At 65.1% G+C, this 25,987-nt stretch carries 23 protein-coding genes and 1 pseudogene; 10 read left to right on the forward strand and 14 right to left on the reverse strand.

The annotated features are described in order from the left end of the window. The first annotated feature begins 10 nt into the window (after window positions 1-10). From RIU96_RS00650 to RIU96_RS00660, 3 genes are read left to right on the forward strand one after another with little or no spacing between them, the layout of a single operon-like run. A complete protein-coding gene (locus tag RIU96_RS00650) occupies window positions 11-1,432 on the forward strand; it encodes a GlnX family signal transduction membrane protein (protein ID WP_144773407.1) in 1,422 nt (473 codons plus the stop codon). Further along, on the forward strand, window positions 1,429-2,427 hold the full coding sequence (locus RIU96_RS00655; RefSeq protein ID WP_136648978.1) for a glutamate ABC transporter substrate-binding protein: 999 nt from the start codon (window positions 1,429-1,431) through the stop codon (window positions 2,425-2,427). The genes RIU96_RS00650 and RIU96_RS00655 overlap by 4 nt, the downstream gene beginning before the upstream one ends. Further along, a complete protein-coding gene (locus tag RIU96_RS00660; RefSeq protein WP_311205034.1) occupies window positions 2,424-4,829 on the forward strand; it encodes a serine/threonine protein kinase in 2,406 nt (801 codons plus the stop codon). Before RIU96_RS00655 ends, RIU96_RS00660 begins: the two co-directional genes overlap by 4 nt. A gap of 579 nt (window positions 4,830-5,408) precedes the next feature. Here the strand turns inward: RIU96_RS00660 and RIU96_RS00665 are convergent. From RIU96_RS00665 to RIU96_RS00680, 4 genes are all read right to left on the reverse strand, one after another. Further along, complete coding sequence (locus tag RIU96_RS00665) at window positions 5,409-6,611, reverse strand: acetate kinase (protein WP_144779540.1); 1,203 nt, start codon at window positions 6,609-6,611, stop codon at window positions 5,409-5,411. Beyond that, window positions 6,612-7,970: a phosphate acetyltransferase gene (pta, locus tag RIU96_RS00670; RefSeq protein WP_259794362.1), complete on the reverse strand. Its 1,359-nt coding sequence runs from the start codon at window positions 7,968-7,970 to the stop codon at window positions 6,612-6,614. It lies immediately after the preceding gene. Window positions 7,971-8,032: 62 nt separating this feature from the next. Then, window positions 8,033-9,097, reverse strand: a complete 1,065-nt coding sequence (locus RIU96_RS00675) for an ATP-grasp domain-containing protein (protein WP_259794359.1) — start codon at window positions 9,095-9,097, stop codon at window positions 8,033-8,035. A gap of 6 nt (window positions 9,098-9,103) precedes the next feature. Then, window positions 9,104-10,393, reverse strand: coding sequence for an adenylosuccinate synthase (locus RIU96_RS00680; RefSeq protein ID WP_006840521.1), 1,290 nt, complete (start codon window positions 10,391-10,393; stop codon window positions 9,104-9,106). A gap of 49 nt (window positions 10,394-10,442) precedes the next feature. Here RIU96_RS00680 and RIU96_RS00685 point away from each other — a divergent pair, with 49 nt between their 5' ends. The 4 genes from RIU96_RS00685 (at window position 10,443) to nadC (ending at window position 14,516) form a co-directional block, all read left to right on the forward strand. Beyond that, complete coding sequence (locus RIU96_RS00685) at window positions 10,443-11,336, forward strand: hypothetical protein (RefSeq protein ID WP_136648983.1); 894 nt, start codon at window positions 10,443-10,445, stop codon at window positions 11,334-11,336. Window positions 11,337-11,666: 330 nt separating this feature from the next. Next, on the forward strand, window positions 11,667-12,485 hold the full coding sequence (locus RIU96_RS00690) for a PRC and DUF2382 domain-containing protein (protein WP_136648984.1): 819 nt from the start codon (window positions 11,667-11,669) through the stop codon (window positions 12,483-12,485). Between the two features lie 134 nt (window positions 12,486-12,619). Next, the gene (nadA, locus tag RIU96_RS00695) at window positions 12,620-13,642 is read left to right on the forward strand and encodes a quinolinate synthase NadA (RefSeq protein ID WP_259811436.1); all 1,023 of its coding nucleotides are present in this window, start codon (window positions 12,620-12,622) and stop codon (window positions 13,640-13,642) included. 4 nt (window positions 13,643-13,646) lie between these two features. Next, window positions 13,647-14,516, forward strand: coding sequence for a carboxylating nicotinate-nucleotide diphosphorylase (gene nadC / locus RIU96_RS00700; protein ID WP_006840517.1), 870 nt, complete (start codon window positions 13,647-13,649; stop codon window positions 14,514-14,516). Here the strand turns inward: nadC and RIU96_RS00705 are convergent. From RIU96_RS00705 to RIU96_RS00745, 9 genes are all read right to left on the reverse strand, one after another. Beyond that, window positions 14,513-15,679 carry an FUSC family protein gene (locus RIU96_RS00705; protein ID WP_136648986.1) on the reverse strand — a complete coding sequence of 389 codons (1,167 nt, stop codon included), beginning with the start codon at window positions 15,677-15,679 and terminating at the stop codon, window positions 14,513-14,515. The genes nadC and RIU96_RS00705 overlap by 4 nt on opposite strands. A 61-nt stretch (window positions 15,680-15,740) precedes the next feature. Then, the gene (gene fbaA, locus RIU96_RS00710; protein WP_259811448.1) at window positions 15,741-16,790 is read right to left on the reverse strand and encodes a class II fructose-bisphosphate aldolase; all 1,050 of its coding nucleotides are present in this window, start codon (window positions 16,788-16,790) and stop codon (window positions 15,741-15,743) included. A gap of 91 nt (window positions 16,791-16,881) precedes the next feature. After that, window positions 16,882-18,096, reverse strand: coding sequence for a glycoside hydrolase family 76 protein (locus tag RIU96_RS00715; RefSeq protein WP_136648987.1), 1,215 nt, complete (start codon window positions 18,094-18,096; stop codon window positions 16,882-16,884). Window positions 18,097-18,143: 47 nt separating this feature from the next. Then, window positions 18,144-18,791, reverse strand: coding sequence for a TrmH family RNA methyltransferase (locus RIU96_RS00720; RefSeq protein ID WP_259811438.1), 648 nt, complete (start codon window positions 18,789-18,791; stop codon window positions 18,144-18,146). Then, a complete protein-coding gene (pyrE, locus tag RIU96_RS00725) occupies window positions 18,778-19,314 on the reverse strand; it encodes an orotate phosphoribosyltransferase (RefSeq protein ID WP_375543084.1) in 537 nt (178 codons plus the stop codon). The genes RIU96_RS00720 and pyrE overlap by 14 nt, the downstream gene beginning before the upstream one ends. Window positions 19,315-19,332: 18 nt before the next feature. Continuing rightward, a complete protein-coding gene (locus tag RIU96_RS00730; RefSeq protein WP_259811440.1) occupies window positions 19,333-20,385 on the reverse strand; it encodes a TtfA family protein in 1,053 nt (350 codons plus the stop codon). Between the two features lie 32 nt (window positions 20,386-20,417). Beyond that, entirely contained in the window at window positions 20,418-21,260 is an 843-nt protein-coding gene (locus RIU96_RS00735; protein WP_144689479.1) for a sulfurtransferase, read from the reverse strand. Window positions 21,261-21,303: 43 nt separating this feature from the next. Then, window positions 21,304-21,720 carry a DUF4265 domain-containing protein gene (locus RIU96_RS00740; RefSeq protein WP_144689477.1) on the reverse strand — a complete coding sequence of 139 codons (417 nt, stop codon included), beginning with the start codon at window positions 21,718-21,720 and terminating at the stop codon, window positions 21,304-21,306. A 50-nt stretch (window positions 21,721-21,770) separates the two neighbouring features. Then, the gene (locus RIU96_RS00745; protein ID WP_259811442.1) at window positions 21,771-22,037 is read right to left on the reverse strand and encodes a hypothetical protein; all 267 of its coding nucleotides are present in this window, start codon (window positions 22,035-22,037) and stop codon (window positions 21,771-21,773) included. Between the two features lie 795 nt (window positions 22,038-22,832). Between RIU96_RS00745 and RIU96_RS00750 the strand changes: the two are divergent. Continuing rightward, a pseudogene (locus RIU96_RS00750) lies at window positions 22,833-24,038 on the forward strand (IS3 family transposase). A gap of 112 nt (window positions 24,039-24,150) precedes the next feature. Here RIU96_RS00750 and RIU96_RS00755 read toward each other — a convergent pair. Then, window positions 24,151-24,360, reverse strand: coding sequence for a hypothetical protein (locus RIU96_RS00755; RefSeq protein WP_070478506.1), 210 nt, complete (start codon window positions 24,358-24,360; stop codon window positions 24,151-24,153). A 434-nt stretch (window positions 24,361-24,794) separates the two neighbouring features. On the opposite strand from RIU96_RS00755, the gene RIU96_RS00760 reads away from it, so the two are divergent. Beyond that, window positions 24,795-25,004, forward strand: a complete 210-nt coding sequence (locus tag RIU96_RS00760; RefSeq protein ID WP_070478508.1) for a heavy-metal-associated domain-containing protein — start codon at window positions 24,795-24,797, stop codon at window positions 25,002-25,004. Next, entirely contained in the window at window positions 25,004-25,945 is a 942-nt protein-coding gene (locus RIU96_RS00765) for a DUF8832 domain-containing protein (protein ID WP_070478510.1), read from the forward strand. Before RIU96_RS00760 ends, RIU96_RS00765 begins: the two co-directional genes overlap by 1 nt. Window positions 25,946-25,987: the final 42 nt, after the last annotated feature.

The raw sequence follows: 25,987 nt of genomic DNA on the forward strand, positions 1-25,987 counted from the left end.
TGGTATAGCAATGGTGCAGCAAGCGAGCGTGATCGACGACGCTCCGCTTGACGACGCCTTCGTCGACGAGCTCGAAGCCCTGCCCGAAAACCGCTCCGCCCGCGTCAAGATGGCCGAAACGTTTACCGGCCCGCTGCGCTGGGTGCGCCGCGTTATCGACTTCATCACCACCACCCCCGGCCAGCTGCTGTCGATGATGCTGGTGCTCACGCTGGCGCTGATCGCCGCCGGCGTGTCCATGAGCCAGACCATGGCTGCGCGCCAGGAGGCGATGGACGTGTTGGTCAACTCCACCGAGCCGATGAGCAACTCGGCGCACACGTTGATCACCTCCCTGTCGCAGGCCGACACGATTGCCACCTCCACGTTCGTGCAGCCGGGCATTTCCAGCGAGTACGACATGAACCGCTTCATGGAGTCGGTCGATATGGCCGTCATCGCCGCGAACGAGGTGCTCGAAGGCACCGTCGATTCCGGCGCGCGCGACGACGAGATCCGCCGCTTGGTGCTGCAGATCCAGCGCGACATCCCCGTCTACGCCGGGCTGATGGAGCGGGCGAAAACCAACCAGCGCATGGGCAACCCCGTGAGCGTGGCGTACATGTCGTCGAGCTCGAACGTGATGCGCGAGCGGATGCTGGGCAACGCCACCGAACTGTTCAACCTCACGCGCGAGCAGGTCGCCGACGAGATGGAGCGCCTCGCCCGGCCCCAGTGGGTGCCGCTCTCAGGCCTGGTCGCAGCGCTTATTTTCCTGCTGCTGGCGCAGGTGTGGCTGTGGAAGGTGTTCCGCCGCCGCCTCAACCGCGGGTTCATCGCCGCGACCGTGATGATGCTCATCGCGATTATCTGGGCCTCGGTGGCCAACTACTCGGTGTGGCAGTCCGGCCAGCGCGACTTCGAGCGCGCCTCCACGCCCTGGGAGGAGATGACCAGCGCGCGTATCGACGCCCAAGAGACCCGCACCGACGAAATCTTCGCGCTACTGCGCCGCCAGTCCGTCTCGGATACCGACCTGACCTTCTCAGAAACCTACGACTCGGTCTCCCGCGCACTGGATTCCGCCTCAGCGCCCCCATCCGGCTCGACGGACCCGGACCTGATCGCCTCGGCGCGCGAGGCGCTGGACCAGTGGGATGAGGCGCACACCCAGTTCGCGCAAACCCTTGGCGGCGGCGAGTTCGACACCGCCGTCCAAGTCCTTACCGACCCGAACCCGGACGAGGGACTGGCATCCTCCTCGCGCGCCTACACCAGGCTGGACAACGCCCTGTCCGGGCTGATCGGCCAGTCTCGCCAGGACATGCGCGAGTTCATCGTGGCCTCCCTGGACGCCACCAGCGCAGTCGCCGGCGCCGTTTTGGCCTTTACCGCCTTGTCCGTGCTGTCGATCTGGCTCGGGATTCGCCGCCGCTTGAGGGAGTACCTGTGAGAAAGTTTGCGCGTATCACCTCAGCGGCACTGGCGTGTGCCGCCCTCAGCGCCTGCGCGCCCGGGGGCGAGACCCGCGTTGCTGCGCCGGCGTTGCCGCCGCCGTCGTATAGCGGCGTACCGCTGCCGCCCGGCGCGGTGCTGGACAGGCCCGGGGTGGCCCCGGAGACCGGGTTCGCGCAGGACACCGAGTGGGAGGGCTCGCTGCGCCCGGATAACGCGACGCCGGCCGAGCGCATCCCGGACGTCGTCGAGCGTGGCCGCATCGTCGTCGGCGTCGACCAGTCGCAATACCTGCTGTCCTACCGCGACGTCACCGCAGGCGACCTGCGCGGCTTCGAGATCGACCTGGCGCGCGAAGTGTCCCGCGACATCTTCGGCGACCCCGACCGGGTGGATTTCCGCTTCGTCGGCTCCCAACAACGCGCGCAGTCACTGCAAAACGGCGAGGTCGACATCGTGATCCGCACGATGTCGGTCACCCCGACCCGCGTTGCCAGCGTCGACTTCTCCACGCCGTACCTGACCTCGTACGTGCGCCTGCTCGTACCCCGGGACCGGGGTATTTTGAGCGAGGATGACCTCCCGGGCACCACCGTGTGCGTTGTCGACGGTTCGAACCTGGTGCAGCTCGCGCGCGAGATCGCGCCGCAGTCGACGATCCTGCGCACCCGCACTTGGGCGGACTGTCTGATGGCCACCCAGCAGTTCCACGCCGACGCGATCCTGGCCGACGACGCGATCCTTGCCGGCATGGTCGCCCAGGACCCGTACACCACGATCCTGCCGCGGCGCTACGGCCGCCAGCAGTACGCCGTGGGCACACACAAGGGCGATGCCGGGATGACCATGCAGGTCAACTCCACGATGGAGCGGCTGCGTAACGACGGCACCTGGAACGCGATGTACGAGAGATGGCTCTCCGGCAGCCTAGCCAGCCCGTCGATGCCGGAGCTGCGGTACAGAGCTACTTCTGAGGCGAAGGAGCAACAGTGAGCGAGCGCGACGAGAGAGTAGAAGACGCTGTAGACGACGCCACCGAGGCCGTCGAGTACGACCCCTTCGCCGGCGACGACCCGGCTACCGAGGCCGTCGCCTTCGACCCGTTCGCTCTTGACGACGACAGTGACAGCGACGAGCGCAACTACGCGGGCTTGGGTGACATGGCTGAGCTGTTCAAAGACCTTGACGCGCTGAGGGAGGGGCGGCGTGAGGAGGACACGTCGCAACGCTCGCGGCGCGAAGCGCTCGATACCTTCCGCGAGCTGCGCGGCGCGAAGCGCGCGGCGCGTGCGGTGGCCGACGGCATGGTGGAGCTGCCGTGGATCGCGCCGACCGACCCGAAGGAGGCGCTGAAAGACCCGACCCGCGCCGTTGTGCAGAAGGGCCTGAACGCCCCGCATCTGCACCCGGGTGACGTGGTGGCCGGCCAGTACGAGATCATGGGCGTGATTGCGCACGGCGGGATGGGCTGGATCTACGTGGCCCAGGACCACAACGTCGCCGACCGCGTGGTGGTGCTCAAGGGGCTGCACTCGACCAAAAACGCCGACGAGGCCGCCGCGGCGGTGGCGGAGCGCGAATTCCTCGCCGAGATCACCCACCCGGGAATCGTGAAGATTTTCAACTTCATCGACGACCCGCGCGTGCCCGGCGGGTTCATCGTGATGGAGTTCGTCGGCGGGCCCAGCCTCGGCCAGCGCAGGAACGAGCAACCCAACGGGCTGCTCCCCGTCGACCTGGCGATTGCCTACATCCTCGAGGTGCTGCCCGCGCTGGTGTACCTGCACTCGCGCGGGGTGGTCTACAACGACCTGAAACCCGACAACATCATCGTCACCGAGGACCAGGTCAAGCTCATCGACCTCGGCGCGGTCAGCGGCATCGGCGCCTACGGCTTCATCTACGGCACCAAGGGTTACCAGGCCCCCGAGGTGGCCACGCAGGGCCCCAGCATCGCCTCCGACATCTACACCATCGGCCGGACGCTGGCCTCGCTGGTGGTCCACCTGTCGCGCACCGACGGGGTGTACGACCCCGGCATCCCCTCGCCGACGACGGAGCCGACGTTTCGCCGCTACCTCTCGCTGTACCGGCTCATCCGACGGTGCTGCCACGAGGACCCGGAACAGCGGTTTTCCACCGTCGGTGAGCTAGAAACCCAGCTTTACGGGGTGCTGCGTGAGTGCATCGCGATCCGCGACGGGCGCACCTACCCCGCCCAGCACTCGCTGTTCTCCCCGCAGCGCACCACGTTTGGCACCAAGCACCTGGTGTTTCGCACCGACCAGCTCATCGACGGCATCAGCCGCACCGTGGAGATCACCCCGCAGGAAGTTGTCACCGCGCTGCCCGCTCCCCTGATCGACCGTCACGACGTCGGCGCCGCGATGCTGCAGGGCACCTCCTACCAGGAGCCGCAGGAGACCCTGGAGAACCTGCGCCAGGCGATGCAGACCCCGCAGTACGAGCAGTCCAGCGAAATCCCGTTCGGTGTCGTCCGCGCGATGTTGGACCTCGGGCTGACCTACCAGGCGCGCACCTGGCTCGAATCGCTCAAGGACCGCCTCAGCCACAATTGGCGATTCCATTGGTACTCGGGCGTGACCAACACACTCATCGGCGACTTCCAGTCCGCTCAGGCCAACTTCACCAGTGTGCTCGTCGCCGTGCCCGGCGAGGCCGCCCCCAAGCTCGCCATCGCCGCGATCGACGAGCTCATCCTGCAAAGCAACGGCTACTTAACGGGGGCATTGCTTGACGACGCCCTCTCCCGCGCCGCCGCCGGCATCCGCACCCACCTGGGCGAACTGCCCTCGGAGACCTTCGAGGCGTGGCAGTCCAAGGGCGTGCTCGCCGAGGACTGGACCATGCTCAGCGATACCCCGACTGTCCTGCGTTTCAACGCCCTGCGCCTCTACTCGCTGGTGTGGTTGACCAACCCCACGACGGTGTCTTCGGCTTTCGGGCTCGCGCGGCTGCTGATGGCGGAGCGCGAGGTCGAGCTCGCCGTCGCGGCGCTGGACAAGGTGCCGAACTCCTCGCGCCACCACAGGATGGCGCAGCTCACCACTATCCTCGACCTGGTGTCGGACGAACTGACGGAGTCCCGCATCCGCCGCGCCGCCCGCCGCCTGGAAGAAATCCCCAACAACGAACCTCGGTTTTTGCAGATCAAGGTCTACGTGCTGCGCGCGGCACTCACGCTGCTGCGCGACGCCGGTGTCGACCGCGCCGCCTCCGACCACTCACTCTTCGAGTACGAATTCACCACCCGCGACCTTCGCCGCGGCCTCGCGACGACTTTGCGCGAACAAGCCCGCATCGCCCCCTATGCACGCCACCGCTACGCGCTGGTGGACATGGCGAACAAAGTCCGGCCGGCGACGTGGTTTTAGGTCCGGTTTTGTTCGGGTTGAGTGCTTCACGGTGACATCTCGGGGGGTGAGATGTCACGGTCGACGGTTGCGGGGGTGTAAAACCCCAGGTGGCGGGGACGGTTGAGTGCTTCACCGTGACATCTCGGCGGGTGCAATGTCACGGTCAACGGTTGCGGCGGTGTAAAACCCCAGGTGGCGGGGACGGTTGAGTGCTTCACCGTGACATCTCGGGGGGTGCAATGTCACGGTCAACAGCTGCGGCGGTGCAAAACCCCAGGTCGCAAAACCACCCAACCGCTTCACCGTGACATTTCGCACACCGAAATGTCACGGTCAACGGTTGCGGGGGTGTAAAACCCCAGGTGGCGGGGACGGTTGAGTGCTTCACCGTGACATCTCGGCGGGTGCAATGTCACGGTCAACAGCTGCGGCAGTGCAAAACTCCAGGTCGCGGGGACGGTTGAGTGCTTCACCGTGACATCTCGGCGGGTGCAATGTCACACTCAACAGCTGCGGCGGTGCAAAACCCCAGGTCGCCCGACCACCCAACCGCTTCACAGTGACATCCCGCGAAGCGAAACGCCACAGTAACTCCGCCTACTGCGCCGCAGCGACCTCCGCGGACTTCTGCGCGATGGCCAGCTCCTCGTTCGTCGGCACGATGAGGACCTTGACGGTGGAGTCGTCGGTGGTGATCTCGCGGGGGCCGTCGTTCGGCCCCGCGTTGCGGTTCTCGTCAATGACGATGCCGTAGTTCTCCAGCCCGGCCAGCGCCGCGGCGCGCGTCGCATCGTCGTTTTCGCCGACACCGGCGGTGAAGGTGATCGCATCGACGCGGCCGAGGGCGATCATGTAGGAGCCGATGTAGCGGCGCAGTTGGGTGATGTAGACCTCGAAGGCTAGCTTGGCGTCGTCGTCACCTTGATCGATCTTGGCATGCAGGTCGCGGAAGTCGTTGACGCCGGACAGGCCCTTGATGCCGGACTGGCGGTTGAACAGGGTGTCGATCTCGTCGATGCTCATTCCCGCCTGGCGGTGCAGGTGGAAGATGATGCCCGGGTCGACGTCGCCCGTACGCGTGCCCATCACCAGGCCGGCCAACGGTGTCAGGCCCATCGAGGTATCGATGGGTGCACCGCCCTTGACTGCGGAGCAGGATGCGCCGTTGCCGAGGTGCAGCACGATCTGGTTGGTGTCTGCGCTGTCGCGGCCGAGGATGCCGGGCACCTGGCCGGAGACGAACTCGTGCGAGGTGCCATGGAAACCGTAGCGGCGCACCTGGTTGGCTTCGGCCACCTCGCTGTTGATCGCGTAGGTGGCGGCTGCCGCCGGCAGTTCGCTGAAGAAGCCGGTGTCGAACACCGCGACGTGCGGGATGTTCGGCAAAAGGTCGCGCGCGACTTCGATGCCGTCGATGTTGGCCGGGTTGTGTAGCGGGGCGAGCGGGATGAGGTCGCGGATCTGCTCGACTACTTCGTCGGTGATCAGGGCGGGGCCGGAGAAGGTCTGTCCGCCATGGACAACGCGGTGGCCGACCGCCACGAGGTCGAGCTGGGTCGGGCCGACACCGAGAGAGTCGAGCATGGCCACGGCGAGCTGCAGGCCGCCGCGGTGGTCACGGATCGGCTGGTTGGAGTCGTGCTTCTCACCGTTGTGGGTAACCGAAATCCGGCCGTCCTTTTCACCGATCTTCTCCACTAGCCCGGAGACAAACGCGGTGTCGCTGGCCGACGAGGTCGGATCGACAATCTGGAACTTAATGGATGAAGAACCAGAGTTGATGACGAGGACGTAGGACATTTACTTCAGTGCTCCTGCCTGGATAGCGGTGATAGCGACGGTGTTGACGATGTCGGGAACAGTAGCGCCGCGGGAAAGATCGTTGACGGGCTTGTTCAGGCCCTGCAGAACCGGCCCGATGGCGAGTGCGTCGCCGGTGCGCTGGGCAATTTTGTAGCCCGCGTTGCCAGCCTCGAGGTCGGGGAAGATGAACACGGTTGCCTGACCAGCAACGGGAGACTCGGGGGCCTTTTTCTTTCCGACGCCCGGATCACACGCCGCGTCGAACTGCAGCGGCCCATCCACGATGAGCTCGGGGTCCGCCTTCTTCGCCGCGGCGACGGCCTCAACCGCGCGGTCGACGTCCGGGCCGGAGCCGGAGGTGCCGGTGGAGTAGGACAGCATGGCCACCTTCGGATCGATGCCGAACTGCGATGCCGTCTTCGCGGACACCGCGGCGATCTCACCGAGCTGCTGCGCAGTCGGGTTCGGGTTGACGGCACAGTCGCCGAATGCCCACAGGCGATCACGCATAACCATGAGGAAGATCGAGGAGACAACCGATGCGCCCGGCACTGTCTTGATGATCTGGAAAGAAGGCTTGATCGTGTGCGCGGTGGTGTGGGCCGCCCCGGAGACCATGCCGTCGGCGATGCCCTTGTGCACCATCATGGTGCCGAAGTAGGAGATGTCCTTCATCGTCTCGCGGGCGTCGTCAAGCGAAATGCCCTTCTTTTTGCGCAGCTCGGCGAAGTCGGCTGCGAACTCCTCGAGCAGGTCGGACTCGAGGTGGTTGAGGATCTGCGCAGCGGACAGGTCGAGGCCGAGGTCGGCGGCGCGGCGGTCGATGTCGGCCTGGTCGCCGAGGATGGTCAGCTCGGCCACCTCGTCCTCAAGCAGCTGCGCGGCGGCCTGCAGGATGCGGTCGTCCTCGCCCTCGGGCAGCACGATGTGGGCACGCTTTTCCTTCGCGCGCTCGATCAGCCACGACTCGAACACCACCGGGGACATGACCTGGCGCGCCTCGACTGCGGCGATCTCGGCGTCGGCAAGCTGCTCAGCGGAGAAAACTCCGGCGACAATCGCGCCGAGCTCCTCCAGGCGTCGCTCCGCGAGTTCGACGTTGGCATCTTCAGCGGTGACCAGCACAACCGGAATCCCCAACGCGGCGGCAAGCTCGCCGTCAAAGCTCACATCGCCCGTACCAACAACCAGCGCCGGCTCCTCGGCCAGCAGGTGCGCGTCGTACATCTCCTGGAGATCCGTGCCGTACGAGTCGAGCCGAACGACGCGCAAGCCCCGCTTGGAAGCGAAACCTTCCACGTCGATGCCGTCGTAGTTGCGGTTAGCGAGTGTGATGAGCAGCGATTGGTCCGCCATTGTGCACCTTTCGTAGCCGAGTAAAGAATTCGTCGGAAGCAAAACAGTGCCCAGTGTAGCGATCAGGAAAGAAAATGCGCCGCCCGTTCGGCTTGCACACGTGCTTGCTGCACATCTTCAGCCGTCGAGCGCACCACCGTTGTCTCCTCAAGAACGTGGATCGTCGTCTCCTCGACCGTGAGCGCGCGTACCAGCGCCTCGCCCGAGTGCGCCTTGCCCGCCACGTAGCAAGCTGCGCCCGGGGTCATCAACGTGACGTCGATAGGCAAGCCTGCCACCGCACGGGCATGCAGGTCGAACTGGTCGATGCGCTGCGTCGCGAGTGTGACCATCCCATCCGGGCTGGGGCGCGGGTTAACGTCGGAGAAGTAAACCTCGTCCCCGTCGACAAACAACTCGATAGAGTACACGCCCTGCGCCCCGATCCGACCAGTGATTCGCGCGGCGATCGAACGCGCGTTGTCCATCGCGGCCTCCGACAGCGGCGCCGGCTGCCACGCCTCGACTAACCGCCCGGCTTCGTGGCGGGTGCCGATCGGCTCGCAGAACCATGTGGCCAGCTGGCCCGTCTCCGGGTCCACCGAACGCGCGGTGATGATGGTGACCTCATAGTCGAAGTCGACGTAGCGCTCCACGGCTACGGCACCCTCCGGGTTAGTTTCGCGGGCGCGCTGCCACGCGGCGTCGAGGTCATCCGGCCCGTGCACCACCGTGTGCCCGCACCCGCCTGCGCTAATCGACGGCTTGACCACGCACGGGTACCCCACGGCCTCGGCACAACCGGCTAGCTCACCGACGCTGTTGGCGAACTCGTAGGCCATCGTGGGCAGGCCCAGTTCCTCAGCGGCGGTGCGGCGAATCCCCTCGCGGGTGCGGGTGATACTGCATGCGTCGAGCGAGGGCACCAGGTACGTCCCGGTCTCCGCGACAAGCTTCTCCAACTGCTGCGTTGTCGCAACCTGCCCGTCACACACCACCGTGATCTCCGGGCGGGCCCACTGCGGCAACTCTTCGACCAAGGTTCCCACGTAGGCGTCGAAACCGAGGTCGGCGAATGCGGCAGCGGAGGACTGCGCCACCGGGCCTGTGCCAAGCACGAACACCTGGCGCTGAGTCAGCGATTCCATCTCGGGCTAGCGCTCCATGACGTCGTTGCGCACGATCGTCTGGTCCCTGCCGGGACCAACGCCGATGTAGCTCATCGGTGCGCCGGAGAGCTCCTCGAGGCGCAACACGTAGTCTTTCGCCTTCTGCGGCAGGTCATCGAACTCGGTGACGCCGGTGATGTCCTCGTCCCAGGCCGGCATCGTCTCGTAGATTGGCTCGGCGTGGTGGAACTGGGTCTGGGTCAGGGGCATTTCGTCGAAGCGCTCGCCGTCGACGTCGTAAGCCACGCAGATCGGGATTTCGCCGATGCCGGTGAGTACGTCGAGCTTGGTCAGGAAGTAATCGGTAAAGCCGTTGACGCGCGAGGCGTAGCGGGCGATCACCGAGTCGTACCAGCCGCAGCGGCGCTTGCGGCCCGTGTTCACACCCACCTCGCCGCCGACGGTCTGCAGGTAGTCGCCCCACTTGTCAAAGAGCTCGGTCGGAAATGGGCCGGCGCCGACGCGCGTGGTGTAGGCCTTGATGATTCCGAGCGACGCCGTGATGCGCGTCGGGCCGATGCCGGTGCCCACACACGACCCGCCCGCGGTCGGGTTCGAGGAGGTAACAAAGGGGTAGGTTCCGTGGTCGACGTCGAGCATGGTGGCCTGTCCCCCCTCCATGAGCACGTGTTTCCCCTCATCGAGCGCCTTGTTCAGGGTGTACTCCGCATCGATCACCATGGGCTTGAGGCGCTCTGCGTAGCACATGAAGTAGTCCATCATCTCGTCGACCTCGATGGCTTTGCGGTTGTACATCTTCACCAGCATCTGGTTCTTCACGTCGAGGGCCGACTCGATTTTTTGCCGCAAGATCGATTCGTCGAAAATATCTTGCACGCGCAGCCCCACGCGCGCGACTTTGTCGGCGTAGGTCGGCCCGATGCCGCGGCCGGTGGTGCCGATCGCGCGCTTGCCCAGGAACCGCTCCTGCACGCGGTCGAGTGTCTGGTGGTACGGCGCGACCATGTGCGCGTTGCTGGAGATACGCAGCCGTGTTGCGTCGGCGCCGCGGGCCACGAGCCCGTCGATCTCCTCGAAGAGCGCCTCGAGGTTCACCACCACACCGTTACCCAAGATGGGCACCGCATTCTCTGACAGCACGCCGGCCGGCAGGAGCTTGAGCTCGTACTTTTCACCGCCGACAACGACGGTGTGTCCCGCGTTGTTGCCGCCGTTGGGTTTGACCACGTAATCGACCTTGCCGCCGAGAATATCCGTGGCCTTACCCTTACCTTCGTCGCCCCATTGGGCACCAACGATGACGATGGCGGACATGCTTACTCCTTATATAGGGGGATTACTCGGGTTATTGTAGCGTGATCGCATGCGGCTTCTTCATTGCCAGTGCGGCGAGGACGCGCTATCGCACGCCCCCACCCTTGCGCTACCGCCCATTCCCTCGCGGGCGGACTTACGCCCCTTGGACGAATTGGCCGCGACGCTTTTGCCTGACGACGCCTCCCCCTCCCTCGCCGAAATCCAAGCCTCGCCGAACGTGTCCCACATGGGCGAGCCGCAGCCTGCCCCGCAGCGCCCACTAGAGCGCCTGCGCGTTGTTGTCTCCGGCTCCGACGCCGCGCTCGGCGCCGTGCTGACCCGCATGATGCGCGGCGACTACCTGTGGGCGGAGGTAGCGTACGTGCCCACCGACCCGACCTCCCCGGCAGCCGCGTTGTGGGGAGCACCGACCTTTGAGGAGGCCGCCACCGCGCCCGTGGTGCCCTCGCCGTGCATCCGCAACGATTTCGGCCAGGTCGTGGCGGGCTCGGCGACGCTGACGCACATCAACCCGGCCTCCGAGTTCGTCGGCGAGATCGTCGTGGACTCCTCCGTATTGCTGTTTCGCTCCGGCGAACAGGCCTCGGCGAGGTTTTTCGGCTGCTTCGGCGCGAAACTCGTTCCCACCGCTTCGGCCCCCGGGATTGCGGCCGCGCCGCTCGTCACCCCTTTGGACACCTCCGGTACGCCGTCGCGGCGCTCGCCCGAGTTGTTGGAGCGCCTCAGCGCCCTGCCGGGTGGACAATTCTTCACACGCAACGCGAGCGTATCCCCAGGTCTTACCGACGGTTCACGTGTTCTTACCGGACGGGCGCTGCAGGCGGGCGGCCACGATATCGCGGTGACGGTGGACGGGGTGCGGCGCCGCCGAGGCGTCGACAAGGCGACCTTCTACAGGCATCTGCGCGACATCCAAAGCGTGCGAATCACCGAGAACTAGTCGCGTGTGATTTTTATCACATTCGCCGTTCCTTAAGCGTTACATAAGGGGTTCTTAACCGATTTGAGACTTCGCCGCTACCGCCGCTGTCGTTCTGACAACACTTTTGCGCAGGTCACCGGGAAAGGATTAGAGATGATACCGATAAGCCTGAGCATATACCTCCAACTTTCGGATGATCCCGACTTCCCGGACACATGTTCCGGCGCCACCTCCGAGAGCGTGGCTACATTCGGAATTGTTCAAGCGAACGACCGGCACGGGCCTTGTCACGGGAATTATCCCAAAGGCAGACGGGCCGGAGCAAATTACCAAAGGAGAATCAGACTGATGGCTGACTACAACCGTATTGAAGACCTTGCAAACGCAACCGCATTCGACGTTGATGGCGAGAAGGTAGGCGGCGTCAAGGACGTTTACGTTAACGACACCACCGGCCAGCCGGACTTCGTGTCCGTCAACCACGGCCTCTTCGGTGGCGGCGACTCCATCGTTCCTCTGCGCGGCCACACCCTGCGCGACGGTGAGCTTCACCTCGCATTCCCGAAGGAGCGCATCGATAACGCTCCGAACTTGGACGAGGACGGCCACCTGACCAACGAGGACCAGGAGGCGTTCTACCGCCACTACGGCCTCGAAGGCACCCAGGATGTCACCACCTACGAGACCGACGCACGCCACGCTGCACCGGCTGCAGGTGTCGCCACCGACCGCGCAGACGTTGACGTTGACCGCGACCGCGACTTGGACAACGACACCATCGTCCGCTCCGAGGAGCAGCTCAACGTTGGCAAGGAGCGCGTCGAGTCCGGCCAGGTCCGCCTGCGCAAGTACGTCGTCAACGAGACCGAGACCGTCGAGGTTCCGGTTCAGCGTGAAGAGGTCCGCGTTGTCCGCGAGCCCATCTCCGAGGCTGACCGTGCAAACGTTGACTCCCGCATCGGCGAGGCTGAGGCTTCCGTGACCCTCTCCGAGGAGCGCGTCACCGTGAACAAGGAGACCGTCCCGGTTGAGAAGGTTTCCCTGGACAAGGAGACCGTCCAGTCCACCGAGCGCGTCACCGAGGAGCTCCAGAAGGAACGCATCGAGACCGACGGTGTCGTCGTCGACGAGAACCGCCCGGACACCGACTTCGGCGCTAACCGCTAAATCGGCACTCCCCGCTTAACAGCCCCGGCCCTTCCGGCTGGGGCTTTTCGCGTGCCTGCGCAAAAGCCTGTGCGCTTCCGCGGGTACGATGGCCTCCGAACTAGCGCTAGCATCTCCTGCGGAAAGGACTGCCCATGACCACCTACCTCGAGAACCTCACGCGGGAGTCAGGAGTTTGGCAGGGCGTGGAGCCCGACGAGAAGTGGGCGCGCAAGATCGCGCGGCTCAAGCACGAGCGCAACGCAGTGATCCTGGCGCACAACTACCAGATCCCCGCCATCCAGGACATCGCCGACTTCACAGGGGATTCGCTCGCCCTGTCGCGCAAAGCCGCCGACACTGACGCCGACGTCATCGTGTTTTGCGGTGTGCACTTCATGGCCGAGAGCGCGAAGATCCTCTCCCCCACCAAGACCGTGCTCATCCCGGACAAGGAAGCCGGGTGCTCGTTGGCGGATTCCATCACCGCCGACCAGCTGCGCCAGTGGCGCAGTGAACACCCCGACGCCGTGGTGGTTTCCTACGTCAACACCACCGCCGAAGTCAAAGCGCTGACCGATATTTGCTGCACCTCCTCGAACGCCGTCGACGTTGTTGAGTCCATCGACCCGGACACCGAGGTGCTGTTCTGCCCGGACCAGTTCCTCGGCGCACACGTCAAGCGCGAGACGGGCCGCGACAACATCCGCATTTGGTCCGGCGAATGCCACGTCCACGCTGGCATTAGCGCCACCAAGCTCGCCGAACAGGCCGAGGCCAACCCCGACGCCGACCTGTACATCCACCCGGAGTGCGGTTGCGCCAATTCCGCGATCTACCTCGCCGGTGAGGGGATCATCGACCCGGAACGGGTGCACATGCTCTCCACCGGGGGCATGCTCGAGCTCGCCCACACCGCAAGCCCGGAGCGTACGGTGCTCGTCGCCACGGAGATCGGCATGCTCCACCAGCTACGCGGCGCCGCACCCGGCGTCAATTTCCAGTCGGTCAACGACCGCGCGTCGTGCCGTTACATGAAGATGATCACCCCGGCCGCCCTGCTGCGCTGCCTCGCCGAGGGCAAGGACGAGGTCGATGTTCCAACCCACATCGCCGACAAGGCACGCGCCTCGCTCGAAGCGATGATCTCCATCGGCGAGCCCGGCGGCGGGGAGTAAGCCCGTGGAGCCGCTTAAAGAGGCCTACCTGCGGTCCCTGATTGCCGCCTCGCTCGAAGAGGACCTCGCGTACGGGCCCGACGTAACCACGTTGGCAACCATCAGCGCCGATTCCACCTCCCGCGCCCGCTTCGTCTCGCGCGCCGCAGGCGTTGTCGCTGGGCTCGACGCGATCCGCTACGCCCTGGACACGCCCGATTGCGAGGTCACCTTGCACGTCAGCGACGGTGCGCGAGCTTGTCCCGGCGATGTCCTCGCCGAAGTCACCGCACCGACGGGCAGGTTGCTCACCGCCGAGCGCACCATCTTGAACATCCTCAGCCACGCCAGCGGCATCGCCACCGCTACTCGACGCTGGGTCGACGCCGTCGACGGCACCGGGGCGCGGATCCGCGACACGCGCAAAACCCTGCCCGGTCTGCGTGAGCTTCAGAAGTACGCTGTGCGCGCCGGCGGCGGCGTCAACCACCGCATGGGGCTCGGCGACGCCGCCATGATCAAGGACAACCACGTCGCAGCCGTCGCGCGCGGCGGTGGCGAGGGTGTCACCAAAGCGCTCCAAGCCGTGCGCGCCCATGCCCCCGGCATCCCCTGCGAGGTCGAGGTGGACACACTCGACCAGCTCGACGCGCTGCTGCGCCTGAACGAACCCCCGCAGCTGGTTTTGCTAGATAACTTCAGCGTCGCCGACACCGCAGAGGCCGTGCGCCGCCGCGACCACAGCGCCCCAGACTGCGAGCTCGAGTCCTCCGGCGGCCTGACGCTTGAACTCGCCCGCGCGTACGCGGAAACGGGTGTGACCTACCTTGCCGTGGGGGCGCTGACTCACTCCGTGACCGCGCTCGACATCGGCCTGGACTACGCGCAGGACTAGCCGTAGTACTCCGGCGGGTACTGCGGGCTGGCCGAGGTCGGCTCGAGCACCGCGGCCGCCGATTCCCGCGACATCCCGCACACCTGCAGCAGGTCCACGATCAGCGAGCGCGTCTGCGCGAGGATGACGTAGGCCGACAGCACACCATCTTTACCGACGACGTCCATCCCGGCGCGGCCGCCAAGGACACGCAGGTCGTTGACAATGCGCGGGATCGCCACCGACTGCAGTTTGCGCGAATCGACCTCGTAGACATCGGAAATCTCCAGGCACGCCTTGGCGAGGGCGTCGATAAGCTCAATTTGCTCGGGTGAAACCCGGTCGTTGTCGCCGCACAGGATGTGGGCGCGGCGGGCAAGCACGCGGGTGGTGCGGATCGCGGTGTCCACCGGCGGGATCACCATTTCGAGCGAGTGGACGTAGCGGCGCGAGCCCCACAAAAACGGAGATATGCGGGCGGATTCCGCGCCCGAGGCGACGGCCGAGGACATGGCGTCGATGTCTGTCTGCGAGCCGCGAATCAAATCAAGGGCCTCTTCGATTACTTCCGCGTTGCCGGAACGCAGGCCGTCGGCGACGTCGTCAAGCACCGAAGACATCAGCTCCATCACCTTGGAAATTTCCTGGCGCGCCTTCCCCACCGGGCCCTGCGGGATCAGCGCCAGGGTCACCAGCGCGACGGCCGCTCCGACGAAGGCGTCGATCGTGCGGTCGATGCCGGTGACCTCCGCGCCCGGTGGCATGATCGTGGCAATGAGCACCGAGCCGATCGCGACCTGATTGGTGACCAGCTGGGAGCGGGAGAAGAACGAGGCGATGAGCAGGGCGCACGCCACAATGACCGCGATCTGCCACCCTCCCGAGCCGAGGCGGTAGAAAAACAGGTCACCGACCGCAACACCGATGACGCAGCCCAGCGAGATGTCCAGCGCCTTGGAAATGCGCTCGCCGCCGGTCATGCCGACGATGATGATCACCGAGATCGGCGCGAAGAACGGCTGCGTGTGCCCGAAGACCTCGCTGGCAATCCAGAACGCAACGCCGGCGGCGATCGCTGTTTGCATGATCGGCAGCAGGCGCTTGCGCACCCGTGTCACGCGGGCGGAAAGGGACAGGTCAACCGAGAGCAAACGCGCCCGCGTACCCATCCTCTCCTTGGCCATGCCCCCACCTTAGCGTGCAAAAAGGCGCCCCGGAGCCGGGACGCCTTGAGACCTTGTTTCTCTACTTGGACAGGGTCTTGCCCACGGAGTGCAGGTCCTCGCACGCCTCGATGACGCGCTCGGACATGGACTGCTCCGCCTTCTTCATGTAGGAACGCGGGTCGTAAACCTTCTTGTTGCCCACCTCGCCGTCGACCTTGAGCACGCCATCGAAGTTGGAGAACATGTGGCCGGCAATCGGGCGGGTGAACGCGTACTGGGTGTCGGTGTCCACGTTCATCTTCACCACACCGTAGGACAGGGCCTCCTCGATCTTTTCCTTCTCGGAGCCGGAGCCGCCGTGGAAGACGAAATCGAAGGGCTTGGAGCCCTCCTCGAGGCCGAGCTTGGCAATCGCGGTCTTCTGGCCCATGTCCAGCACGTCCGGGCGCAGCTTGACGTTGCCCGGCTTGTACACGCCGTGGACGTTGCCAAAGGTCGCCGCGAGCAGGTAGCGGCCGTGCTCGCCCAGCGTCAACGCGTCGATGGTCTTCTCGAAATCCTCCGCCACGGTGTACAGGTTCGCGCCGGCCTTCGCTTCGACGCCGTCCTCCTCGCCGCCAACAACGCCGATCTCGACCTCGAGGATGATCTTCGCCGCGTGCGCCTTGGCCAGAAGTTCCTTGGCAATCTCTAGGTTCTCGTCGATCGGGATGGCGGAGCCGTCCCACATGTGGGACTGGAACAGCGGCAGCTCGCCGCGGTCGACGCGCTCCTGAGAGATCGCGATCAGCGGGCGGACGTACTCGTCGAGCACTTCCTTCTGGCAGTGGTCGGTGTGCAGGGCGATGTTGACGTCGTAGTGCTTGGCAATCTCGTGCGCGAAAGCGGCCAGCGCGGTCGCGCCCGCGACCTTGTTCTTCACGCCCAGGCCCGAGCCGAACTCAGCGCCGCCGGTAGAGAACTGGATGATGCCGTCGGACTCAGCCTCGGCAAAACCCTTGATGGCCGCGTTGATTGTCTCGGACGAGGTGCAGTTGATGGCGGGGAAGGCGAAGCCGTTCTCCTTCGCCCGGTCGAACATCTCGTTGTAGACCTCGGGGGTTGCGATGGGCATGGAATAAACCTCCAGGATGGTTGTTCGTGTGCACCCCCAGTATGCCCGTTTTGGGTCCGCGTCGCAGCCGCCGCTGCCCCCGCCGCAGCCCGTGCGGGGGTCGGCGCTACCCCTGTTCGGAGTCCTTCGGCTGCCCGCCCGCGATCCGCGCCGCTGCCTCCAGGAGCATCCAGCCGGACAGCTGCACGGAAAGGTCCCGCTCGTCGATGCGCACCAGCCCTACTGCCTCGCTTATCGACGCCGGCCCGAGCCCGTAGTTGTGCGGCAGCCGGGCGTCCTCGGTCCATTCGGACGCGAAGATAGGCAGGCCGTCGACCTCGAGCCGGTGGTTCCACAGCGACTCCGCCGACGCCATCACCATGCGCGCGGCGACTTTGCGTGTCGCGATGTTCTCGCGCGAATCCTCCGGCAGGCGCAGCGCAACATCGGCAAGGTAGCGCGCGAGGATCCCCTTGAACAATGCGCCGTCACCGTCGCGCGTTTCATGCGGCGGGCAGAGAATCACACCCTGCGGGGTGGCCAGGTGCAGGGCGATCGCCTTGACCAGTTCGCGAATGTGGGTGATGTAGAACACCGAGGCATCAGCGCGGTGGGAGTGGTCGAAGGAATCAATGGGGTCTGTGTTGCCCAGGCCGACGTCGTCACGCAGCGCAAGCGCGATCTCCAGCGAGGCGCCGAGCACCGTGCCCTGGTTGTAGGTGTAGATCTTGTCCACCACCTCGGGGCCGTGCATGCGCATGCGGATTCCGTCGTTGACCAAGCCGGAGTCGGCGCTGAGGTTGTCGTAGATCCAGTCCGTCATCGCGCGCGCCTTGTCCAGGCGGCCCGTGCGGGCGAACAGGATCGATGCCGGCCCGTTCGACGGCACGTTGTAGTAGGTCTCCCCGGCGCGCCACGGCAGGACCCCGGTGACAGGGTCGATGCCGGCGAGGATGTTGAACTCGAGGGCGTCAAGTGCCTTGGTCCGCTCAATGCTCTCAAGCGCTGTTGCGCGGTTCCAGGCGAGTGCGAGCCACGACTTGTCGTCGTAGTACTTGTTGCTGGCCAGGTCGCCGCGGCTGCGCAGGCGCATCGCGCGCAGGGTGTCGCCTATGCGCTTGCGGCGCGTTTTGGTGGGGCGTCGGCACGCGGCGTCGATCTGGCAGTCGAGATAGTGGGCCTGCCACCAGTAATGCCAGTGCACGAAACTGCGCTCCGGGGAGCGTGGCGGCCAGGCGACGACGGCGAGGTTGGTTCCGGGCAGGCGCCACAGGCGGGAGGCGTGGCGCTCGTTAATCGCTGATTCCGCCAGGTCAGCGCGATGAGACCACTTTTCGGCCATCAGAGCACCTCATTTCAGTTGGACACCCACAAAGATATACGACGAATCTACCAGGATTGCTCAAGGTCTCCGTGCTGCCGGATCCAGGCGTGCATGGCGATGCCCGCCGCCACGCCCGCGTTGATCGAGCGCGTCGAACCGAACTGGGCAATCGAGCACGTCATCTCCGCCGCGTGCGAGGCGGCAGCGGTGATCCCGGGGCCCTCCTGGCCGAACAACAGCACGCACTCGCGCGGCAGCAGCGCCGTTTCCAAGGGGACCGAGCCGGGCGTGTTGTCTATGGCAACGATCGCCAGATCCCGCTGCGCAGCCCACTGTGCCAGATCCGCCACGGTGTCGTGGTGGATGATGTGCTGGTAGCGGTCGGTGACCATCGCGCCGCGCCGGTTCCAGCGCCGCCGCCCGACGATGTGCACCGCTGCGGCGAGGAAGGCGTTGGCGGTGCGCACGACGGTGCCGATGTTCATGTCGTTCTCGAAATTCTCGATCGCCACGTGAAACGGGTGGCGGCGCTTATCCAGCTCGGCGCGGATCGCCTGGAGCGAGAGGTAGCGGTACGCGTCGACCACGTTGCGGCGATCGCCGTGTTCGAGAAACTCCGGGTCGTAGCGCGGATCCTCCGGCCACGGGCCCTGCCACGGCCCGACCCCGTGGCGGCCCTCGCCCCATTCGGTGGGGCCTTTAGCTGAGTCCAAGGTCCTCGAGCCCGAGCAGGTAGCGGTACTCTAGGCCTGCCTCGCGCAGCACTTCGGCGGCCCCGGTGGCGCGGTCGACGACGGTGGCCACGGCAACGACCTCCGCCCCCTCCGCGCGGCACGCCTCGACCGCGGTCAGCGGCGAGTTTCCGGTGGTGGTGGTGTCCTCGACGACCAGCACGCGCTTGCCGCTAATCGACGGCCCTTCCACGCGCCTTTGCATCCCATGCTTCTTCGCCTCCTTGCGCACCACGAAGGCGTCGATGTCACGGCCCGCGGCGTGCATGATGGCGGCGGCGACCGGGTCGGCGCCGAGGGTGAGTCCGCCGACGGAGTCGAAGGTGAGGTCGTCGGTGAGCTCGCGCAGAAGCTGCCCGATGAGAGCGGAGGCGCGGTGGTGCAGCGTCGCGCGGCGCAGATCCACGTAGTAGTCGGCCTCGCGCCCGGACGACAAGGTCACCTTGCCGTGCACGACGGCGAGCTCCTTGACCAGCTGAGCAAGCTCATTTTTGGCATCGTTCATGGAAATCAACCTTACTAGCTAGCCGAAGATGGACGGCGGGGTCTGGTCGCGGCGCACGCGCGTGAGGTCGGTTCCGGTCGCATCCTCGAGCTCTTCGGCAATCGGCGCGACCTCGTCGTTGCCTACCCCGCGCGGCTCCACCGTCCCGCGTACCGCGCCCGTCGTGCGCGTCGGCATCGGCCGCGGCTCTTCGGGGCGCGTCACCCGGGTTGAACCCGCTGCCTGCTGCGTATCGACGCCCCCACCAACGCTTCCGCTCTCCGCCGCCATCTCGCGGGTGGGGTGCGCGAACTCGATCGACGCCCAGCTGCGCGGCGGCAGGACGCGGGCGGCGTCGGCAAGCAAGGCGAGCGGGGCGAGCATGGCGTCCCAGTCCTGCGGGGTGGAGTTCTTCGCGGTCTGGGCGAGCACCCACTCGGATTCGCACCACGCGGCCATAACGGTGCCGGGGAACTGCTCGAGCGCGGTGTGCACACGGACATCGAGGAAGCGCTGCACCGGCGCCGCCTCGGTGGCGAGAACGCTGAAGTCTTCGACGCGATCGACTTCGATGAGGTCGGCGGAGGAATCGGCGACGAAGCCGTCGCGGCGGAAATCCACCACAATATCGCTGACCTCCCCCGTGCGCATCGCCATCACCGTTACCCCGCCAAGGTCCATGACGTGCGTGTCGTGGCCGAACACGGTGCCGGAGGCGATGTCCTTCGGCACCGCCCCGGAAGCGGCGGCCCCGCGGGTCCACTCACCGCCGAGCAGCTCATCGCTGCGGGAAAACTCCAGCCCCTTCGCCTGCGCCCACGCGCGACGCTCCCGCCGCGCCGCGCCCGGCAGTTGCAGCCCCGAGCTGCGGTGCGAGGTGGCGAGCTTCACCGGCTCCGGAGCCGGCTCGGGGGCCCGTTCGAGGTCGGGCTCCGGCACCGCCTCAGGCTCCGACGCTACTGCCGGCGCGGCGTTATCCGCCGGCGCGGGCGTGTGCTCCGGCTCGTGCGGGCGCTGCCGCGAGTCCGCGTACCACAAGGCGCCGGCGGCGAAAAGCGCAAGCACCGCGAGAAAGATCAATACGTAGGCCATCGCATGATGATGTTACTGCGTGGCGGCCGTGATTAGAGGTTGCGGGCCACCGGGTTTTTCGGATCCCCGCTCCACTGCGACCACCCCGCCACGTAGTGAGAGGCCACAGGCAACCCGGCGTGCGCCATCGCCGCGATCAGCAACGAGGAGTGATTGCCTGAGCCCGAGTACACCACAACGTCTGCCGGCGCGGTATTGTGCGTCACCCCAAGCTGCGCGAAGCGGTCCCTGATCGCGTCGATGCCAACGAGCAGACGCGTCTTTGCGTCCAGCAGGTCGCCCACGGGGAGATTCAGCGCCCCCGGGATGTGGCCCGCCTTCAGGTCGAGGAGCTCGCGGCGGCCTTCGTACCGCGCGGCGTCGCGGGCGTCGATAAGCAATCCTGCGAAATCGCGGACCTGGTCGATCTCCACCATCGGCATGCTGTGCGGCTGCGCGGTGAAGGCAGCCCGCACGGTGACGTTGCCGGGGCCCGCAACAGTGTCGAAATCGGCGGCATCCCACGCCCGGAAACCGCCGTCGATGATGAAGACGTCCTCGACACCGAGCCAGCGCAGCGTCCACCACGCGCGCGCAGCGAAAACGCCCGCGCCCGTGTCATAGACGTACACCGGTCGACCCTGCTCAATGCCCCACTCGGCGAGGAAAATCTCCAACGCACCTAAAGTCGGGTGCGGGTTGCGGCCGGCCTCGCGGCCCGGCATCCCCGCCAAAGCCACGGCGGGGTCACAAAACATTGCGGTGGGAATGTGCTCGGATTGAAACTTGGACCACGCTTTGCCCTCAACCGGGTCCCACAAGACGGCTAGGATAGTTTGCTTCTGACCGGACCGGATACGCTCGTTGAGCTCGCTGGCGGAGACAAATACCGTCATGGGCCCCAAGCATAGGCAACCAGCGCCGATCCCGCCGGGTAAGTTACGCCGTGTAACCAGGCGCCTGCTCGATTACGCCCTCGGCCTCAAGGCCGTCAAGCCACTCCATAATCCCCTCACGCGGGCAGTCCGGGCCGATGCTGGCGGCAAGCATCCCCCCAGGGCCGAGCTCCACGCGACACCCCAAGGCCAACAGCGTCTCCGCGATGTCGTCATTAGAGTACTCGTTCGTGGGCATGATCCGCACAGTCGAGGAGCCACCCCGAACAATCACGCGGTCCACGTGATAGCACCGATTGACCAATACGCATTCCACAATGTCACCGAGCGCCAGCGTCGTATCCACAAAAGGGACACTGGCCACGACAAAGGTATTCGGCCCCAGCTGGTGTGCAGCCAGCTGCTCGTTTTCCACTCCCGGAACGGCCACTCGGGTGATGATCATCGTCGTCGGCTGCATGATTGGGAGTGTAGCCCGTGTTGGGCTCGCGGGGCGAGCCACCTCGCGCGTTAGCGAGTGAAGAACTGGATCAGCGCCGACGCGCCAATGGTGCCCACAATGCCCACAGCACCGAGTATCGCAGAACCGAGCAATACCCGCGGAGACCTCGGCTTCATCGCAGACTCGCCGTGGCCGAAGCGAATGCCCTTTTCCAGAAGATCCATCCGCAGCTTGTGCGACTGCACGGCCGCCCTGTGGTCCTTGCGCGGCGATCGCTCCGGGAGAAAGTCTTGGTTGTCCGGCAAAGGTGTGGACGGGGTTGCTTTCTGTGTCACTTCTCGCTTCCTAACGCAGGTCGACGTGCAGCTGGCCGGGCCCGATCGGAATGTTCACCGAGTCGGGAAACTCCAGCCGCGGAGGCTGGGGTCCAGCCGGCGGCGGTGGCGGCGGTGGCGGAGGCGGTTGCACCACCGTGACACGCTCGGGCGGGCGATCTACAGGAGCCGGCGGCTGCGTGACTGTCACAGGTTGCGGCACCACTGGCGGTGCGGGCACTTCTGGCACGGTCGGCGCCTCCGCGGGATTCTCCTCCGGAGGCGGCGGAAAGTACCCCTCAGGAAGGTCCGGGAGCTCCCCCAACGGCGGTACTTGCTGAGCAAGCTCCTCTTGTTTCGCGGCACCTGGGGCACCGCACGCGCTCAGCCCCAGAGCGAGCGCTACAGCGCACCCCACCCCGACTACCCTATTCATCGCGAGAACTCCCTTGCTGCTGCATGGACTTCTTTGACCTTCTCCGAGTCTTCAACAATAGAAGTAACGCCCCGGTCCCAACCCTCCGGTGTGGTGACATCGCCGCCCATACACACCATCGTGGCGGCGGACAAGGCTGAGTCATCAATGTCGTCCGGGTTCGGGGGTTTCCCAGGCTCTGTGCTCATCCTGTACTGCTCCCACCTCGAAGGCATGATCTGCATCGGGCCGATGGGGATGTCTTCGTCTGTGCTTCCATCCGTTTCCCCGCCGTCGGTATCCGCGGACCGTCACCGAGTCCTACGGGTTTAGGACCTGACCCCTTGTTGGTGGACATAGGCTAGCCCCGGTTGACAGCCGGAGGAGGGTAGTCTCAGTTCATGCCTCGTAAGTCCTATACTGAGGAGTTCAAGCGCGACGCGGTCGCGATGTATGAAGACACAGACGGTGTGTCTCTTAATTCGGTTGCTCATGATCTCGGTGTTAACCGTGGCAGTCTCGCTGCCTGGGTCAAGCGCTATGGCACGGGCAAAAAAGCCCGCGCGATTGATGCTGCAGTTCGAGCCCGGACATCATCGGATTTAGAGCGGATCCGACAACTCGAGAAGCAGAACAGGCTTCTTCAAGAAGAGCGAGACATCCTTCGCAAGGCGGCGCAGTATTTTGCGAAAGAGATGGGCTTGTGATCCGCTTCAAGTTCATCCGGGACCATCGCACCGAGTATTCGGTCAAGCGGATGTGCCACGTGCTGAAGGTGCGGCGATCTTCCTATTACAAGTGGAAAAACACACAGGCCGCGCGCCGCCAGAAGGTTCTTGACGATGCTGTTGTCGGTGCTCGTATCCGCACTTCAGTTCCGTGAGGAACACGGACTCTACGGAGCTAAGCGCATCGCCGCGGCGTTGAACGATCCTGATTCGGGGGCGCATGCGGTGGTCAATCACAAACGTGTCGCACGCATCATGAAGACTATGGGCATCCAGGGGTTCACGAAGAAACGCCGCGTGCGCACCACCGTGGCAGATGCTGGCCGTGGTGTCTTTCCAGATCTTGTTTGCAGGCAGTTTCATGCCCCGGCGCCGAATCGCGTGCTCGTCGGCGACATTACCTACCTGCCGGTATCCGGTGGCGGCAATATGTATCTTGCCACCGTGATCGATTGTTATTCCCGCAGGCTGGTGGGATTTTCTATTGCTGACCACATGCGCGTCGATCTGGTTATCGATGCGCTGGACTCAGCACAGCGCGCCCGAGGCAGTCTGAAAGGAGCGATTTTTCATTCAGATCACGGCAGTGTCTATACCTCGAAGGCATTTAGCTCACGATGCACGATGCTAGGGGTGACCCAATCGATGGCAGCGGTGGGAACCAGCGCAGACAACGCGCTAGCGGAGTCGTTCAACGCGACATTGAAACGCGAGGTGCTGCAAAACCGGAAATGCTTCGACTCACTGCTGCACGCCAGACGGGACGTCTTCGCGTGGTGTGTGCGCTACAACCAGAAGCGCAGACACTCATGGTGCGATTATCTGTCGCCCCTCGAGTTCGAAAACCGCACCTGCGGTAAACTCACCTTGACCGCATAAGTTCAATTCCCTGTGTCCACTTTCCAGGGGTCGGGCCCCGTTCTCGCCACGTAACTACTAGATGAGGGCACCCCTACCGGTAATCACTAATACAGGGTGCCTATCGTGATGATTACTTTGACTGCTGCTCGTCCTTGGCGGCGACAATCATGTGCGCTAGCACCTCCAGGAACTTATTGAGGTTGCCTGGATCTGCCGTGATGGTTTCGAAGACTTCCTGAGACTCCCGGGCCGCCTGCACGAGTGCGCCGAACCCTTTGTTTTTAAAAGCGTCAGTGCCAGCAACCTGTGAGGGGTTATTTTTCCTGACTAATGCCTGCACAGGGGCTGCTAACTGTCTCCGGCGTAACTGAGCACTCCAGCTGGGATTCGTCTGTTCCACTCACCAATCTCGAACGCCTGCGAATCCAGTTGACATGGCCGGCTTCGTACCATGAGCACCAGCGACTGATCGGTGTTTGGTGGTGTCCGGCCCGTACCGGTCGTCACTGCCTTCGCCGACGTGGCAAGGAAGTCCACGGTTCTCATTAGACCGGGACCACTACTCTCCGACGCGCAGCGACACCGTCCAGCGGGTCGCCCCGCAGCATCGTTTCGCCACGAGGCGCATGTCGGACGCTCCAGCCATCGTCTGCAGCACGCGTGCGATGTGGCTCATACGACCACCCCCTTCTTGCGGAATACCTGCCAGGGGTATACTGTTGACTTGTACAGGTACCCGGTAGGGGTACTACAGAGACACAAGGAGGATACATAATGGCTTCGAACAATTACCAGGTGACGGGCATGACCTGCGGGCACTGCGAGATGTCGGTCCGCGAGGAAGTCGGTGAGATCCCCGGCGTCCAGGACATCCAGGTCAGCGCGCAGACCGGCAAGCTTAACGTCACCGCCGAGGGCGAGATTGACGATGCCAAGGTCCTCGCGGCGGTCGAGGAGGCCGGCTACTCGGCGGTGCGTGTCTGATGAAGGCCGGAGGACGGCTTGCGCTCTACGGGGCCGGGCTGGTGGTGGCGTTCGGCGGGGCCTTCGGCCTTGCCGGCGCCGTCATTCCTGACAGCTTCGTAGCAGCATGGGCAGAAGGAAGTGACGTGAACACACACGGTGAAGGACACGGCGGCGCTGCGCAAGAAACTGCGGAGCCCACTCTGAACGGGGTCTCCGCAAGCGCGGACGGCTTCGTACTTTCCCCAGTCCAGGCTCCCACGGCTGCAGGCGAGGATGGAGACCTGAGTTTCCAGATCCTCGACGAGTCCGGCGAAGCGGTGACCGAGTACACTACCGCGCACGAGAAGGACCTGCATCTGATCGCCGTTCGCACCGATGGTACTGGTTTCCAGCACGTGCACCCCGAGCTTGACACGAGCACAGGCACTTGGTCGGTGCCGTGGACCTGGGACGAGGCGGGCACCTACCGCGTGTACGCCGACTTCACACCCGAGGGCGAGGGAGCCGAAGGGATCACCCTGACTCGCGCCGTCGAGGTGGCGGGCGACTTCGCCCCTGTTGAGACCGAGTCACAGACCACCGACGAGGTCGACGGATACACCGTCTCCCTGAATGGCGACCTTACCGCCGGCACCTCAAGCGAGCTCACCATCTCGGTCGAGCGCGACGGTCAGCCGGTGACCACGCTGGAGCCCTACCTGGGCGCGTTTGGCCACCTGGTGGCGCTGCGCGAAGGCGACCTCGCCTACTTGCACGTCCACGCCGAGGGCGACGAGCCCCAGGCCAGGGACACGGCCGGACCCGAGATCGGATTCGCAGCGGAGGCCCCGACCGCCGACCGTTACCTGCTCTACCTGGACTTCCAGGTCGATGGGCAGGTGCACACCGCCGAGTTCGTGATCGACGCCGAGCATGGTGACGGCTCGCAGACAGACGATTCGCATACCGGCGGCCACTGACCCGCAGGGCCTGGCGTCGCACGAGAGATGAAGAGAGAAGGA

This window comes from Corynebacterium sp. Z-1 (genome assembly GCF_031844665.1).
GTDB classification, from domain to species: Bacteria; Actinomycetota; Actinomycetes; order Mycobacteriales; family Mycobacteriaceae; genus Corynebacterium; species Corynebacterium sanguinis.

Coding starts and splice junctions, on each gene's coding strand:
- RIU96_RS00650 (WP_144773407.1), top strand. CDS start 11: ATGGTGCAGCAAGCGAGCGTGATCGACGACGCTCCGCTTGACGACGCC.
- RIU96_RS00665 (WP_144779540.1), bottom strand. CDS start 6,611: ATGTCCTACGTCCTCGTCATCAACTCTGGTTCTTCATCCATTAAGTTC.
- pta (WP_259794362.1), bottom strand. CDS start 7,970: ATGGCGGACCAATCGCTGCTCATCACACTCGCTAACCGCAACTACGAC.
- RIU96_RS00675 (WP_259794359.1), bottom strand. CDS start 9,097: ATGGAATCGCTGACTCAGCGCCAGGTGTTCGTGCTTGGCACAGGCCCG.
- RIU96_RS00680 (WP_006840521.1), bottom strand. CDS start 10,393: ATGTCCGCCATCGTCATCGTTGGTGCCCAATGGGGCGACGAAGGTAAG.
- RIU96_RS00685 (WP_136648983.1), top strand. CDS start 10,443: ATGCGGCTTCTTCATTGCCAGTGCGGCGAGGACGCGCTATCGCACGCC.
- RIU96_RS00690 (WP_136648984.1), top strand. CDS start 11,667: ATGGCTGACTACAACCGTATTGAAGACCTTGCAAACGCAACCGCATTC.
- nadA (WP_259811436.1), top strand. CDS start 12,620: ATGACCACCTACCTCGAGAACCTCACGCGGGAGTCAGGAGTTTGGCAG.
- RIU96_RS00705 (WP_136648986.1), bottom strand. CDS start 15,679: ATGGCCAAGGAGAGGATGGGTACGCGGGCGCGTTTGCTCTCGGTTGAC.
- RIU96_RS00715 (WP_136648987.1), bottom strand. CDS start 18,096: ATGGCCGAAAAGTGGTCTCATCGCGCTGACCTGGCGGAATCAGCGATT.
- pyrE (WP_375543084.1), bottom strand. CDS start 19,314: ATGAACGATGCCAAAAATGAGCTTGCTCAGCTGGTCAAGGAGCTCGCC.
- RIU96_RS00730 (WP_259811440.1), bottom strand. CDS start 20,385: ATGGCCTACGTATTGATCTTTCTCGCGGTGCTTGCGCTTTTCGCCGCC.
- RIU96_RS00735 (WP_144689479.1), bottom strand. CDS start 21,260: ATGACGGTATTTGTCTCCGCCAGCGAGCTCAACGAGCGTATCCGGTCC.
- RIU96_RS00740 (WP_144689477.1), bottom strand. CDS start 21,720: ATGCAGCCGACGACGATGATCATCACCCGAGTGGCCGTTCCGGGAGTG.
- RIU96_RS00760 (WP_070478508.1), top strand. CDS start 24,795: ATGGCTTCGAACAATTACCAGGTGACGGGCATGACCTGCGGGCACTGC.
- RIU96_RS00765 (WP_070478510.1), top strand. CDS start 25,004: ATGAAGGCCGGAGGACGGCTTGCGCTCTACGGGGCCGGGCTGGTGGTG.